The sequence below is a fragment of the Pseudomonas sp. IT-P74 genome (assembly GCF_949768175.1).
Taxonomy (GTDB): domain Bacteria; phylum Pseudomonadota; class Gammaproteobacteria; order Pseudomonadales; family Pseudomonadaceae; genus Aquipseudomonas.
Genome location: NZ_CATKQD010000044.1, coordinates 293,001 through 307,071 on the forward strand (window position 1 = coordinate 293,001; position 14,071 = coordinate 307,071).

Here is a 14,071-nt window from a genome sequence, read left to right on the forward strand (position 1 = left end):
TCGCGGGGCGCACAACTGCGCCAGGGCGTTTGAAGCCCGCGATTATAAGCCGCAAAGGCGCAGGCCCGTGAGGCTTATACGATCAGTCGTCGCGCGATCCGCCGAAATACCCGCAGCCGCGCTGTACCTGACCGTCGATGCGCAACTCGGCGCTCATGTGCTGGATGCTGCCGGTGCTGCTGTCGACGCAACGTTGCGGTGCAACCCACAGTTCGATGTGCTGGTTGTTGGCTTCGGTGCTGAGGTTGAAACGGCCATCGCCCAATTGCTCCTCGACGTAAGGCACGGCCAACGGCGGCTGCCCGGCCCGGTCGAGGACCATGCCTTTGCCGCTGACTTTCACGCTCCACTCCGGGGTGTGGCCGGCGGCGCGCAGGATCAGCAGCTTGAAGTTCGGATCGTCGCACGCGTTGCCCGAGCGCTCGACGCGGTACAACTGCTCCAGATCGAGCTGGCCGTCACCACCGCTGCCGGCCACAACCCGTCCGCGCACGTCGGCAAACAGCTTGCCCTGCTTGTCCGCCAGGTTTGCGGCCTGCTGCAGGACGCTGGTACCGCCCGTGTCGTTGACCACGTAGCGGTTTGTCTGGTTGCACGGCTGGAACAGCAGTCTGCCCTCCGCCACGGTCAACTGGCCTTGCATGCGTGTCTGGCCGACATGGGAGGCGCTCTGCCGTTCACCGTCGAACAACTGGCAAGCGGCAAACAGCGGAAGCAGGGCAACGAGGACTAAGGAACGGGCAACACGCATCTTGGGGTCTCCTGACAAGTGTCGCCACGTTACTCAGCCTGACCGTTCATCACAACCCGTTATCGTCTCCACGTTGTATTGGCGCTGATGCAGGTTGCGATTTTTTATCTTCAGATGTGAAAGGTCTGACCTGTTTGCAGGCCTTCCACGCTTTTGGCGTAGGCCAAAGCCACATCCGCCGCAGGAACCGGCTTGAAGCCACGGAAGTACGGCGCGTATTTGCCCATGGCTTCGACGAGGACGTTCGGGCTGATCGAGTTCACGCGCAAGCCGCGCGGCAGTTCGATGGCGGCGGCCCGGACGAAGCTGTCCAGTGCACCGTTGACCAGTGCTGCCGAGGCACCGCTGTAGATCGGATCGTGACTGAGCACGCCGGTGGTGAAGGTGAACGATGCGCGGTCATTGGCGAACTCGCGGCCGATCAGCAGCAGGTTGACCTGGCCCATGAGCTTGTCTTTCAGGCCCAGGGCAAAGCTCTCTTCGGTCATCTCATTGAGCGGTGCGAAGGTCACGTTGCCGGCTGCACATACCAGTGCGTCGAATTTTCCGGTCTGCTCGAACAGTTTGCGAATCGAGGCGCTGTCACTGATGTCCACCTGAAAGTCGCCGCTGGTGCGACCGATGCGGATGATTTCGTGGCGTTGCGACAGTTCCTTGTCGACGGCCGAGCCGATGGTGCCGCCTGCGCCGATCAAAAGAATTTTCATGGGGCTGATCCTCGTTGTGGGTTGAACGAGGCTTCAGTTTAGGGTGGTTTTTTCTCCAGATAAGCGCACTAATAGGCAACCTTTGGTTTTCAAATGGAAACAATCCATGAGCGAGATGGATGATCTTGCCGCGTTCGCGGTGTTGATCGAAGCGGGGAGTTTCACCCTGGCGGCGCAGCAGCTCGGTTGCAGCAAAGGCCAGTTGTCCAAGCGTATCAGCCAGCTGGAAGCGCAGTTTTCCGTGGTGCTGTTGCAGCGCACCACCCGCCGCTTGAGCCTGACCGCGGCCGGCGCTGCGTTGTTGCCCCAGGCCCAGGCGCTGGTGGTGCAAGTCGAGCGGGCGCGCCAGGCCCTGGCGCGTCTGAAAGACGACATGGCCGGCCCGGTGCGGATGACGGTGCCAGTGTCGCTCGGGGAAACCTTCTTCGATGGCCTGTTGCTGGAGTTCTCCGCCAAGTATCCCCAAGTGCAGATCGAACTGGAGCTCAACAACAGCTACCGTGAACTGTCTCGCGACGGTTTCGATCTGGCGATTCGTTCCGACGTGGCCATTGACCAGCGACTGGTGGCGCGCCCGTTGCTGGCGTGGCAAGAGCTCACCTGTGCCAGCCCGGCTTACCTGGAGCAATACGGTGAACCGCAAACGCCCCAGGCGCTGGCCGAACATCGTTGCCTGCTCAACAGCCATTACAGCGGTCGCGAAGAATGGCTGTATCACCAGCAGCATGAGTTGTTGCGGGTGCGGGTATCGGGACCGTTCGCCAGCAACCATTACAACCTGTTGAAGAAAGCCGCGCTGGTCGGTGCCGGTATTGCACGCCTGCCGTCCTACTGTCTGCCAACAGAACTGGCCGACGGGCGTTTGCGATGGCTCCTGCGCGATTATCAGACCCGCAGCATGCCGATGTACCTGGTGCATCCTTATCAGGGTGGATTGCCCAAGCGCACGCAGGTACTGGCGGATTATTTGATGGGGTGGTTCAAGCGCAGTGGGGAAGTGTTGGATCGGTTGTAACGACCCCCTGTAGGAGCGAGCTTGCTCGCGAAGAACGTATAGACACCACGTTCATCCAGCCAGCCCCCGTCATCGTTAACGTCCATCGCGAGCGAGCTCGCTCCTACAAGGGATCTCATGGCGGGCATAAAAAAAACGGCCTGTGAAGGCCGTTTTTTGTTTACCGCAAAGGCTTAGCCGCCGAGGTACGCTTCGCGCACTTTCGGGTCGGTCAACAGGGCTTCACCGGTGCCTTGCATCACCACCCGGCCGTTCTCCAGAACGTAGGCACGGTCAGCGATTTTCAGCGCCTGGTTGGCGTTCTGCTCGACCAGGAACACCGTCACACCGTCCTTGCGCAGTTGTTCGATGATGTCGAAGATCTGCTGGATGATGATCGGTGCCAGGCCCAGGGAAGGCTCGTCGAGCAGCAACAGTTTAGGCTTGCTCATCAGCGCACGGCCGATGGCGAGCATTTGCTGTTCGCCGCCGGACATGGTGCCGCCACGCTGGGCGAAGCGTTCTTTCAGGCGTGGGAAAAGTCCGAGAACCTTGTCCATCTGTTCCTGATAGTCGCCCTTGGCGGTGAAAAAACCGCCCATGGACAGGTTTTCTTCCACGGTCAGGCGGGAAAACACCCGACGACCTTCCGGCACCACGGCAATGCTCTTGCGCATGATCTGCGAGGATTCCTGGCCGACCAGTTCCTCACCCATATAGCGGATGCTGCCGCTGTGGGCTCGCGGCGAACCGCAAAGCGTCATCAGCAGCGTGGACTTGCCGGCACCGTTGGCACCGATCAGGGTCACGATCTCGCCCTGGCGGACTTCGACGTTGACGCTGTGCAGGGCCTGGATCTTGCCGTAGAAGGTGGAAACGTTTTCGAACTGCAGCATTTACGCTTCCCCCAGGTAGGCTTTGATCACTTCAGGATTGTCGCGGATCTGTTCCGGCGTGCCGTTGGCCAAGGGGGTGCCCTGGTTGATCACGACGATGTGGTCGGAAATGCTCATGACCAGTTTCATGTCGTGTTCGATCAGCAGCACGGTGACGTTGTGCTCTTCACGCAGCATGCTGATCAGCGCCTTGAGGTCTTCGGTTTCCTTCGGGTTCAGGCCCGCGGCCGGTTCGTCGAGCATGAGGATCCGTGGACGGGTCATCATGCAGCGGGCGATTTCCAGGCGACGTTGCTGACCGTAGGCCAGGGTGCCGGCCGGACGGTTGGCGAATGCCGTGAGGTTGACCTTGTCCAGCCAGTACTCGGCGAATTCCATGGCCTCGCGCTCGCTTTTGCGGAACGACGGCGTTTTGAACAGACCGGACAGGAAGTTGGTGTTCAGGTGACGGTGCTGGGCGATCAAGAGGTTCTCGACCGCGGTCATGTCCTTGAACAACCGCACGTTCTGGAAGGTGCGCACCACGCCCTTGAGGGCGATCTTGTGGCCGGGCAGGCCTTCGATGGCCTCGCCGTCGAGCAGGATGCTGCCGCCGCTCGGCTTGTAGAAGCCGGTCAGGCAGTTGAACACGGTGGTCTTGCCGGCGCCGTTGGGGCCGATCAGCGCAACCACTTGTTTCTCTTTCACGCTCAAGGCCACGCCGTTGACCGCCAGCAAGCCGCCGAAGCGCATGCTCAGGTTTTCTACTTTCAGGATCTCGCGGCTCATTTGCGCAGCTCCATGTGAGGACGTTGCATGGGCAGCAGACCCTGAGGGCGCCAGATCATCATCAGCACCATCAAGGCGCCGAACATCAACATGCGGTACTCACTGAACTCACGCATCATTTCCGGCAACAGGATCATCACCGTGGCGGCGAGCACGACACCCAGTTGCGAGCCCATGCCGCCCAGCACCACGATGGCGAGGATGGTCGCCGACTCGATGAAGGTGAAGGACTCCGGTGTCACCAGGCCCTGACGCGCAGCGAAGAAGCTGCCGGCGAAACCGGCGAAGCAGGCACCGAGGGTGAAGGCTGACAGTTTGATGATCGTCGGGTTCAGACCCAGTGCACGGCAAGCGATTTCGTCTTCACGCAGGGCTTCCCAGGCACGGCCCAGAGGCATGCGCAGCAAGCGGTTGATGACGAACAGAGCGAACAGCGCGAGGAACAACGCAACCAGGTAGAGGAAGATCACCTTGTTGATCGAGTTGTATTCCAGGCCGAAGTACTCGTGGAACGTCTGCAGGCCTTCAGCCGCTTTACGTTCGAAGGTCAGGCCGAAGAACGACGGTTTCTCGATGTTGCTGATGCCGTTCGGGCCACCGGTGATGTCGGTCAGGTTACGCAGGAACAGCCGGATGATTTCACCGAAGCCCAAGGTCACGATGGCCAGGTAGTCGCCACGCAAGCGCAGTACCGGGAAACCGAGCAGGAAGCCGAACGTGGCTGCCATCAGGCCGGCAATCGGCAGGCAGATCCAGAAGCTCAGGCCATAGTAATGCGACAGCAGCGCATAACTGTAGGCGCCAACGGCATAGAAACCGACGTAACCCAGGTCGAGCAGGCCGGCCAGGCCAACCACGATGTTCAGGCCGAGGCCGAGCATCACGTAGATCAGCACCAGCGTGGCGATATCCACCGCACCGCGAGAGCCGAAAAACGGCCAGACCAGGGCACCGGCGATCAACGCGATGATGATCCAGCGTTGAGTGGTCGGCAGGGTCAGGAAGTTGCTGGCCTTGGCCGGGATCAGCGGCATGCTTGGCGAAGAGCGCCAGGCCGAGCTGATCTGCTGGTCGAACAGCACACGCAGGAACATCAGCACCGAGCACACCGCGATGGTGATCAGGGTGGCGTCGCTGGTGCCATGAACTTCGAGGTTGATGCCGACGATGGTCAGCTTCAGACCGAGCACCGGGTAGGCCACGGCCCACACCAGCAAAGCGCTGAACAGCGCCTGTTTAAGATTCCTAGTCATACTTTCTCAACCTCCGGACGGCCCAACAGGCCGGTTGGCCGGAACAACAGCACCAGAACCAATAGACCGAAAGCCACGACGTCCTTGTACTGGTCGCCGAAAATGTCGGCACCAAAGGCTTCCGCTACCCCAAGCACGATCCCGCCGAGCATGGCGCCGGGGATGCTGCCGATTCCGCCCAGTACTGCTGCGGTGAAGGCCTTGAGGCCGACGAGGAAACCGGCGTTCGGGTTGATCACACCGTACTGCATGCTCAGGAGCACGGCGGCGATGGCCGCCAGTGCAGCACCGATGACGAAGGTCAGGGCGATGATGTTGTTGGTGTTGATACCCAGCAGGTTGGCCATCTTGATGTCTTCGGCGCAGGCGCGACAGGCGCGACCCAGGCGAGAGCGGGAGATGAACAGGGTCAGGCCGAGCATGGCGACCAGGGTCACCACGAACACCACGATTTGCATGTAGGAAATCAGCACTTCATGTGCGCCACCTGGCCCAAAGGCAAAGTTGCCCGGAATCAGGTTGGGGATGGATTTGTCCTTGGAGTCTTGCGCCAGCAGAACGGTGTTCTGCAGGAAGATCGACATGCCGATGGCGGAGATCAGCGGGATCAGACGGTTGCTGCCGCGCAAGGGGCGGTAGGCGATCCGTTCGATGCTGTAGCCGTAGGCACTGGTTACAACGATGGTGGCGAGAAAAGCGGCGGTCATCAACAGCGGCACGCTGTCGAGTCCCAGCATGGCCAGCCCGGCGATGGCGATGAACGCCACGTAGGAGCCAATCATGTACACCTCGCCGTGGGCGAAGTTGATCATTCCAATGATGCCGTAAACCATCGTATAGCCGATGGCGATCAGGGCATACGTGCTGCCAATGGTCAGGCCATTAACCAGCTGTTGGAAGAAGTGATAGATGTCAGGCATTACAGCGCTCCTAAAAACCTGATACGCATTTCACTGGTGGAGTCATTTTCCCGCCCGGGCCCCGTGGATCTGCATCCACTTCGAATCCGGGGTTTGCCAGCGAACCGCTGATGACGGTTTTGAGATTTTCAGGTGGGGAGACTGGCGGATCACGCCAGCGCGGCCCAGATACGTTCGTAAAACAAAGCCCACGGCACGCCGTGGGCTTTGTTGGCAGTCAGTCAGGCAACGCCTTACTGAGGCTTGGCTTCAGTTTTTGGTTTGCCGAAGTGCCACTCGTAAACCACGAACTTGAAGTCTTTCAGGTCGCCTTTCTCGTCGAAGCTCAGATCGCCGGTAGGCGTCTTGAAGGTGCCGGCGTGGATGGCTTCAGCCACTTTGGCGGAGTCTTCGGACTTGGCAGCCTTGATACCGTCGGCGATCACGGTCACAGCCGAGTAGGCCGGGAACACGAACGGACCGCTCGGGTCTTCTTTCTTGGCTTTGAACGCATCAGCCAGGGCAACGTTGGCCGGATCCTGGTCGAAGGATTTCGGCAGGGTCACCAGCAGGCCTTCGGAAGCGTCCTTGGCGATCTGCGAAATGGAGTCGTTACCCACGCCTTCCGGACCCATGAACTTGGCTTTCAGGCCTTTTTCCTGGGATTGACGCAGGATCAGACCCAGTTCCGGGTGGTAGCCGCCGTAGTAGACGAAGTCGACATTGGCTTGCTTGAGCTTGGCGATCATCGAGGAGAAGTCTTTGTCGCCGGCGTTGACGCCTTCGAACACGGCGACTTTCACGCCTTTGCCTTCCAGGGTTTTCTTCACGGCGGTGGCGATGCCTTCACCGTATTGCTGTTTGTCGTGCAGAACAGCAACGATCTTCGGTTTTACGAAATCGGCAATATAGTTACCGGCGGCAGGGCCCTGGGCGCTGTCCAGACCGATGGTGCGGAACACCATTTTGTAACCACGGGCGGTGATGTCCGGGCTGGTGGCAGCCGGGGTGATCATGATCACGCCCTCGTCTTCGTAGATGTCCGAAGCCGGTTGAGTGGAGCTGGAGCACAGGTGACCTACCACGAACTTGACGCCGTCGTTGACGACCTTGTTCGCGACGGCCACAGCTTGTTTCGGATCACAGGCGTCATCGTATTCAACGGCTACGAGTTGCTTGCCGTCTACGCCGCCCTTGGCGTTGATTTGCTCGATGGCCATTTTGGCGCCACTGAACTGCATGTCGCCGTATTGGGCTACAGGGCCGGTTTTAGGGCCGGCGATGCCGATCTTGATGGTGTCAGCTGCGAACGAATGGCTGGCAACCCCGGCCAGAACCATAGCGGCAAACAGTTTGGAAATCTGCTTAGTAGCCTTAGTCATAGTGCTCCACTCTTACTGTTGTAGTTTTTATAGTCCTGGCGCCGAAAGCAGCAGAACCGGGTCAGATATCTGCGACATTCCCCGGAAAAGTCCCTCGGCAACTGTACCGGTACAGTGTAGAGCGCCGATTGTCAGCCTGGGAAGGCGGCGCCGGGGGACAAAACCTGCAAGTGTCGCTTTATTGAAAGTAAAAGACAGAATTGCGGCGGGGTGTTGAGGGGCTTATAGCCATATTCAGTGCATTCCCTGGCTTTCCTGCGCTTTTCATTTCGGTCACTCAATTGCATCCGGGTTTTTCTGCCAGACCACCGACGTTATCATCTACGTCGATTTCTTTTCCGGACAGTCCCATGAATCAAGAACCTAGCACCCTCTATGCCAAGCTGCTTGGTGAAACCGCATCTATTACCTGGAAAGAGCTGGAGCCGTTCTTCGCCAAGGGCGCCCTATTGTGGGTCGATCCTGGCATGGATCTGATCGCCGCCGCCGAGGCCGTGGCCCAGGATGAAGGGGAGAAAGTGGCTGCCTGGCTGGCCGCTGACAAGCTCGGCAAGCTGTCTGAAACACGGGCGCTGGATCTTTTTGAGCGTGATCCGCAGCTGTGGGCCGTGGTTGTTTCGCCGTGGATTCTGATCCAGGAAAGGTCGCAGGCTTAAAGGTTGCACCTCAATGGTGCGCTTCTTTCGGAGGGAAAAGTGTGTAGCCGAGTAGCGTGATGGCATGTTGCCGTAGAGAAAGGCCACAGCTTCACGGTGACGTAAACGTAACGGGAACAGTTGAGAGGGCAACTGAACGTCTGCTCAATTGTTTCTGGATGTTGATTTGCGTTGATTGTGGGGCCGCCTTCGCGAGCAGGCTCGCTCCCACAGGGATCTCATATGCTCTGAAGATCCAATGTGGGAGCGAGCCTGCTCGCGAATGGGGGCGACACTTAGTGAGCGGTCTTGCCCGTATGGTTATTCAACGAAATAACCTTGGTCTTGCCAATGCGGTGACGGTAGATCTCGCGCAGGTACTTGATCGATTTCTTCACGCAATCCCGGGACAGGCGGATGTCGTTGATCGAGACGAACTTGTCCTTGTCGTTGATCAGCTCGCGGTACTTCTTCTCGTACATCGGCTTGATTGCGTACCAGTTGGTATCGAGGATCTTCGCCGGGTTCTCGAATTCGTTGAGCAACTCGTCGATCCGGTCTTCATCGAACTGTTCATTGATGATGAAGTCCAGGATCGAGTTGTCCAGGGTCTCGTCGAAACGGTACGGGTTTTTCGCGAAGCAGCGCTTGATGAAGGCCACGATCAGCGTCAGGAAATCGTCCGACAGGCACGGGCTCTTGGCGATCAGGGTGGTCAGCGACAGGTTGGCCGAAGCACCGATCACCAGCGCGTAGCGCTTGAGCGTGGTGTTGGGGAACAGGCTGTTGAGGTGAGTCTTCAACCGGTTCAAATCCATGTAGGACAGCTTGTAGTCCTTGGGCAAGGAAACGATCGACACCACCGACGAGCAATTCTTGAAGAAGTGCAGGTCATGCAGGGCTGCCGCGTCGTAACCCGAGTTCTTGTACTGCTCCAGCGACGCGCGATAGCGCTTGGACTCAATCGGCAACAGGCTGATGCCTTCGATGGCCTGGGTGACCTTGTTGAAGTGCGGCAGGTCGATCGAACGGAAGAACAGGTCGTCGATGTTCAGGCGCTGTGGCTCTTTCTCGAACACCTTGAATTTGTCGCTGCTCGGCGCCGGGGTTTCCGGCACCACGGACTCGGCGTAGGCAATCGCCACCGGACCGGCCAGGCTCATGAACAGGTCGTTGGCGTCCAGGCGGATGGTTTCGCCGATGTCGATGCCGGCACGACGGAAATAGTTCTGGTCGTAGTCGGTGGTCACCGCCTGGGCCGTCAGGATGTTGAAGATCTGCTGCGAGATGTATTGGTTGGCATGCTTTTCCATGGCATTGACATCAATGTTCTGGATATTGCCGTCATCGTTCTCTTCGGCGTAACGCATGATGTCGTTGGAGATCAGCATCATCGCGTTCCATGGGCGGATGCGGCCCATGACGCTGGCTTCGCTGCTGTCTTCGTTGGCGAAGTTGTAGGAGAAGTCCCACTCTTCCGACAGGTATTTGCACAGCAGGCGGCCGGCGTTGATGTGCAGGGCCTCGGACATTTCACTGCGGTGATCGGAAATGTTCGGCAGCACACAGATGCCGCTGGTGAAGATCGGTTCGAAGACGAAGGAGTGGCCGCTCTTGCTGTCATGCTCGTCCATCGGCTTGGTGTCGAACGTCTTGTTCATGTACGAATGCTGCTGGGCCAGGCCGAATTCCGAGGCCATGCCCGAACCGGTGCCGCCGCCGGCACTGAAGATCGAGAAATACAGACGCGACTGGTTGGCCTTGATGCCGCAGCTGTCGATCAGGTACGAGTGAATCATTTTCCAGTCAGGGCTGGAGAAACGCTGGGTGTCCTTGTTCAGGATAATCTTGGCCAGGTACTGGCCAAGGATCGGCGCGTTACCGGCGCCACCGGCGTGGACTTCCGACAGGTCCATGATTTTCATCTTGCTGTAGTCGCGCAGGAAGCCGCTTTTTTCGCCCTTGCGCGAGAAGCGGATGCGTCCGGCGATGTCCTTGTCCAGGTCGCCGAGCATCACCAGTGGTTCGACCAGAAACACCGGCTTGGTGTTTTTGTTCTGGCCAAGGCGCAGGTTGTTGCGGATCCACTGGGCCGGGCTGTAGCCCTTTTCGGCAAAACGCTTGTCCGGCGACAGGCGATCTTCGTTGTTGAATTCGTTGAGGTAGAACTTACGGGCGTTGTACACCAGTTCCGCCACGTCCAGCGCAATGTTCGAGCCGCAGCGGCCCAGGCCGATCAGGCACACCGACGGGAACTCTTGATCGCTGTGCTGTTCGCTGTCGCCTTCCAGGTGCGGTGCGCGCGGGAACACCATGTCGCGCAAGCCGTCGAGGTTGTCGAGGATGCGGTCGGTGTTGGTTTCGGTGAAATAGAGGTATTGCTGTGTCGCCAACGGGCGCGATTGAATCAATGGCTTCGGTGATGACGGGCTGTTGGCCGCGGGGCTCAACGTCAGATCGGTTACCGCAGTGGCCGGGTTGTTTTTAGAAGTCATTGTTCGCCATCTACCTGGGCTGATTGGTTGGCCGACTCACTGTCGTCGAACCGTCACGGAATACAATCGCGTCTTTTTTCAGCGCGTACTTGGACCATGCCTTGGTCTTTAGCCTGAGCATTGCTCGGAGTGAATCCTTTCCTGAGTCATGTTGAATCGGCCAATATTCGGTGATCTTTAATCAAAAGGAGGCAAAATGATGTCAACGCTACCTTCGCTAGGGTTTGCCGGGATCGGCCTGATGGGGCTGCCGATGTGCCGACGCCTGCTGGCCGCGGGTTATCAGCTGGCGGTATGGAATCGCAATCCGGACAAGTGCAAGGCGCTGGTGGAGGCCGGCGCACGCCAGGTCGCCAGCCCGGCCGAACTGTGCCAGCACGCAGACGTGGTCATGCTGTGCCTGGCGGATACGTCGGTCGTACGCGAGGTTGTGTTTGGTCCGGCAGGCATTGCGGAAGGAGCAAAAAAGGGTCAGTTGCTGGTGGACTTCTCCAGCCTGGAGCCCAACGCCACGCGGGAAATGGCCGCGAATCTCGCCGCTGAAACCGGCATGGGCTGGCTCGACACACCGGTGTCCGGTGGCGTGGTCGGTGCCGAGGCTGGAAGCCTGGCAATCATGGTCGGCGGTGAAGTACAGGATCTGGAGCGGGTCCGGCCTGTGCTGTTGAACCTGGGGCAGCGTGTGACGCACATGGGCGGCGTCGGGGCAGGCCAGGTGACCAAGGCGTGCAATCAGATGATCGTTGCCTGCAATGCATTGGTGATTGCCGAAGTGGTCGCGCTGGCGGAACGTTCCGGGGTTGATGCCAGCCTGATCGCCGAAGCGCTGGCCGGCGGCTTTGCCGATTCGAAACCGTTGCAGTTCCTGGCCCCGCAGATGGCTGAAAACCGTTTCGAACCGGTCAAGTGGCACGTACGCACGTTGCTCAAGGATCTGGATGCAGCGGTGAAGTTTTCCCGTGAGCAAGGCTCGGCGACACCGATCAGCGGTCTGGCCGCGCAGTTGATGCGCCTGCATGGGAGTCAGGGTTTCCTTGAAAAGGACCCGTCTACATTAGTGCAGATGTACCGTGAGCCAGACTCAGCGTCGTGACGGTGCAGGCGTGCTTGCGCTGGTTGATTTCGTTCAGCACCGGAAGCAATTCGGCCAGCGGCACCGGCCGGCTGAGCAGATAGCCCTGAACGAAGTCACAGCCGTGGTTTTCCAGAAATTGGTATTGCTCGAAGGTTTCGACTCCTTCGGTGACCACTTGAAGGTGCAGGGTATGGGCCATGACGATGATCGCTTGGACGATTTCCATGTCCTGGGTCGCCTTGGGTATGTCCTGGATGAACGAACGGTCGATTTTCAGCGTGTTGAGCGGCAAGCGCTTGAGGTAGGCCAGGGATGAATAGCCGGTGCCGAAGTCATCGATCGACAGCGAAACGCCGAGGGCGCGGATCTGCCGCATCAGCACCAGGGTGTTGGCGATATTGCCCATCAAGGCGTTTTCGGTGACCTCCAGTTCCAGACGGTGGGGCTCCACACCGGAGGCCCGCAATGCGTACTCGATTTCATCGGCCAGTTCTTCGCGCGCCAGGTTCAGGGGCGAGCAGTTCACGGCGATCTTCAGGTCTTCACAGCCTTGGCGCGACAACTCGCCCAAGTCCTCGCAGGCCTTGCGCAACACCCAGTTGTCCAGCTCGGCGATCAGGCCGTTGGCCTCGGCGATGGCGATAAAACGATCCGGCACGAGGAAACCGTGGACCGGGTGTTGCCAGCGGATCAAGGCTTCGAGCTTGCTGACCTGACCGGTCTTGAGGTCATAGATCGGCTGGTAATAGAGTATCAGGCCAGTGTCTTCACGCAGGGCGTGGCGCAACTCTTCTTCCAGTTGCAGCTCGAGTGTGGCGCGGGTTTTCAGGTTGGCGCTGAAAAAGTTCAGCCCGTTGCGACCGCCGCCCTTGGACTGATACAGCGCCAGGTCGGCGTTCTTCAACAGCTCCTCACAGGTCTTGCCGTCTTCCGGGAACAGGCTGATGCCGATGCTGGTGGTCATGACCATGCGCCTGCCGCCCAACTCGATGGGCTCCTTCATTTTCAGCATGATGCGTTGGGCCATATTGCGCGCCTCTTCACGATCACGCAGGTCAATGAGCAGGCAGAACTCGTCGCCACCGAAGCGCGCGACCACATCCTCGTGACTGCGAACCGAGCTCTTGATGTGCCCGGCCAGCACTTTGAGCAGTTCGTCACCGGCATCGTGGCCAAGGCTGTCGTTGATCCGCTTGAAATGGTCGATGTCCAGGAACATGACCGCGAGCATCCCGCCTTTGTTGGATTTCTCGATGAGTTTTTCGGCGAAGATCTGGTTGAACCCCCGGCGGTTGAGCAGGTTGGTCAGCGCGTCGTAGTGCGCCACCTGTTGCAGCGACATGCGCGCCTGGTCCAGTTGGCTGAGCAGGGAGTTGACCCGTTGCAGGTCGTGGTCCTTGCGTTGCAGTTTCTTGTCCGCCAACGCCGCGCTGATGCTGCTACCGATGATCAGCAGGGTCATGACCGCCACGGTCAGTGCCAGTTGCAGTTGGCTGTTTTCGCCGGTTTGCGCTGGCAGGCTGTCGCTGGGCAGCACCAGGTTGAAGGCGGCCATGGCCGTGAGGTGCATACTGAGGATGCCAGTCCCGAGTAACAGGCTGGCGCTGTATTTGAAGAGCTGATGCAGCATGCCGGCGCCATCGCGCAGATACCATGCCAGCAGCAAGGCGGCCAGCGCGGCCCCGATCGCGATCGCGATGGAAAGGGCGAACAGGCCCGGATGGTAGTAGACCGTGGCATTGGAGTGCATGGCCGTCATGCCCACGTAATGCATGGTCGCGATACCCAGGCCGATCCCGATCGATGCCTTGAGACACCGCTGCAAACTCAAATCAGGGAGGCTGAGGGTATGCATTGCCAGCCACGCGGCGAGCAGCGCGATGATCAGCGAGAACAGCGTGACAGGCAGTTGGTAGTGAAGATCGACAGGCGCCTGGAAGGCCAGCATCCCGACGAAGTGCATGGCCCAGATACCGCCGGCCAGGCATCCGCTGCCCACCCAGCGCCAGAGTGTCTTGGACGCGGATTTTTCAGCGTGAGCAACCCGTTCGGCCATGTCCAGTGTCGCGAAACTGCCGACACAGGCAACCAGATAAGCCAGCAGCACCAGAAAAGGGTCATGTGTGCAATTGAGTATGACCTGCCCGCTCTCTGGTAGCTCGGTAATGAAATGCAAACCAAGCCACTCCATAGCATGCCCCATCGTTATCCCTCAG

Annotated in this window: 12 protein-coding genes; 3 read left to right on the forward strand and 9 right to left on the reverse strand. The window is 59.2% G+C overall.

Going from position 1 to position 14,071, the window contains the following annotated elements; genetic code table 11:
* Positions 1–82 precede the first annotated feature (82 nt).
* Together ACM6J5_RS19780 and ACM6J5_RS19785 are read right to left on the reverse strand one after the other, a co-directional pair.
* Complete coding sequence (locus tag ACM6J5_RS19780; protein WP_414929188.1) at positions 83–751, reverse strand: COG3650 family protein; 669 nt, start codon at positions 749–751, stop codon at positions 83–85.
* 110 nt (positions 752–861) lie between these two features.
* Positions 862–1,458, reverse strand: coding sequence for a short chain dehydrogenase (locus ACM6J5_RS19785; RefSeq protein WP_095943936.1), 597 nt, complete (start codon positions 1,456–1,458; stop codon positions 862–864).
* Positions 1,459–1,564: 106 nt separating this feature from the next.
* Here ACM6J5_RS19785 and ACM6J5_RS19790 point away from each other — a divergent pair, with 106 nt between their 5' ends.
* Positions 1,565–2,473, forward strand: a complete 909-nt coding sequence (locus ACM6J5_RS19790; protein WP_095943937.1) for a LysR family transcriptional regulator — start codon at positions 1,565–1,567, stop codon at positions 2,471–2,473.
* Between the two features lie 173 nt (positions 2,474–2,646).
* Here the strand turns inward: ACM6J5_RS19790 and ACM6J5_RS19795 are convergent, their stop codons facing one another.
* From ACM6J5_RS19795 to ACM6J5_RS19815, 5 genes are all read right to left on the reverse strand, one after another.
* Positions 2,647–3,348: an ABC transporter ATP-binding protein gene (locus ACM6J5_RS19795; protein ID WP_095945384.1), complete on the reverse strand. Its 702-nt coding sequence runs from the start codon at positions 3,346–3,348 to the stop codon at positions 2,647–2,649.
* On the reverse strand, positions 3,349–4,116 hold the full coding sequence (gene livG, locus ACM6J5_RS19800; RefSeq protein WP_095945385.1) for a high-affinity branched-chain amino acid ABC transporter ATP-binding protein LivG: 768 nt from the start codon (positions 4,114–4,116) through the stop codon (positions 3,349–3,351). It lies immediately after the preceding gene.
* On the reverse strand, positions 4,113–5,369 hold the full coding sequence (locus ACM6J5_RS19805) for a high-affinity branched-chain amino acid ABC transporter permease LivM (protein ID WP_008052917.1): 1,257 nt from the start codon (positions 5,367–5,369) through the stop codon (positions 4,113–4,115). The genes livG and ACM6J5_RS19805 overlap by 4 nt, the downstream gene beginning before the upstream one ends.
* Positions 5,366–6,289, reverse strand: a complete 924-nt coding sequence (gene livH, locus ACM6J5_RS19810; RefSeq protein WP_008052916.1) for a high-affinity branched-chain amino acid ABC transporter permease LivH — start codon at positions 6,287–6,289, stop codon at positions 5,366–5,368. The genes ACM6J5_RS19805 and livH overlap by 4 nt, the downstream gene beginning before the upstream one ends.
* A 233-nt stretch (positions 6,290–6,522) precedes the next feature.
* The gene (locus tag ACM6J5_RS19815) at positions 6,523–7,650 is read right to left on the reverse strand and encodes a branched-chain amino acid ABC transporter substrate-binding protein (RefSeq protein ID WP_095945386.1); all 1,128 of its coding nucleotides are present in this window, start codon (positions 7,648–7,650) and stop codon (positions 6,523–6,525) included.
* Between the two features lie 350 nt (positions 7,651–8,000).
* Here ACM6J5_RS19815 and ACM6J5_RS19820 point away from each other — a divergent pair, with 350 nt between their 5' ends.
* The gene (locus ACM6J5_RS19820; RefSeq protein ID WP_095945387.1) at positions 8,001–8,306 is read left to right on the forward strand and encodes a DUF2288 domain-containing protein; all 306 of its coding nucleotides are present in this window, start codon (positions 8,001–8,003) and stop codon (positions 8,304–8,306) included.
* Positions 8,307–8,581: 275 nt separating this feature from the next.
* Here ACM6J5_RS19820 and ACM6J5_RS19825 read toward each other — a convergent pair whose 3' ends face one another.
* Positions 8,582–10,780, reverse strand: a complete 2,199-nt coding sequence (locus ACM6J5_RS19825) for a hypothetical protein (RefSeq protein ID WP_154861793.1) — start codon at positions 10,778–10,780, stop codon at positions 8,582–8,584.
* 196 nt (positions 10,781–10,976) lie between these two features.
* On the opposite strand from ACM6J5_RS19825, the gene ACM6J5_RS19830 reads away from it, so the two are divergent.
* Positions 10,977–11,873, forward strand: a complete 897-nt coding sequence (locus ACM6J5_RS19830) for an NAD(P)-dependent oxidoreductase (RefSeq protein ID WP_095945388.1) — start codon at positions 10,977–10,979, stop codon at positions 11,871–11,873.
* Here ACM6J5_RS19830 and ACM6J5_RS19835 read toward each other — a convergent pair.
* A complete protein-coding gene (locus tag ACM6J5_RS19835) occupies positions 11,830–14,046 on the reverse strand; it encodes a putative bifunctional diguanylate cyclase/phosphodiesterase (protein WP_305887007.1) in 2,217 nt (738 codons plus the stop codon). The genes ACM6J5_RS19830 and ACM6J5_RS19835 overlap by 44 nt on opposite strands.
* Between the last annotated feature and the right edge of the window lie 25 nt (positions 14,047–14,071).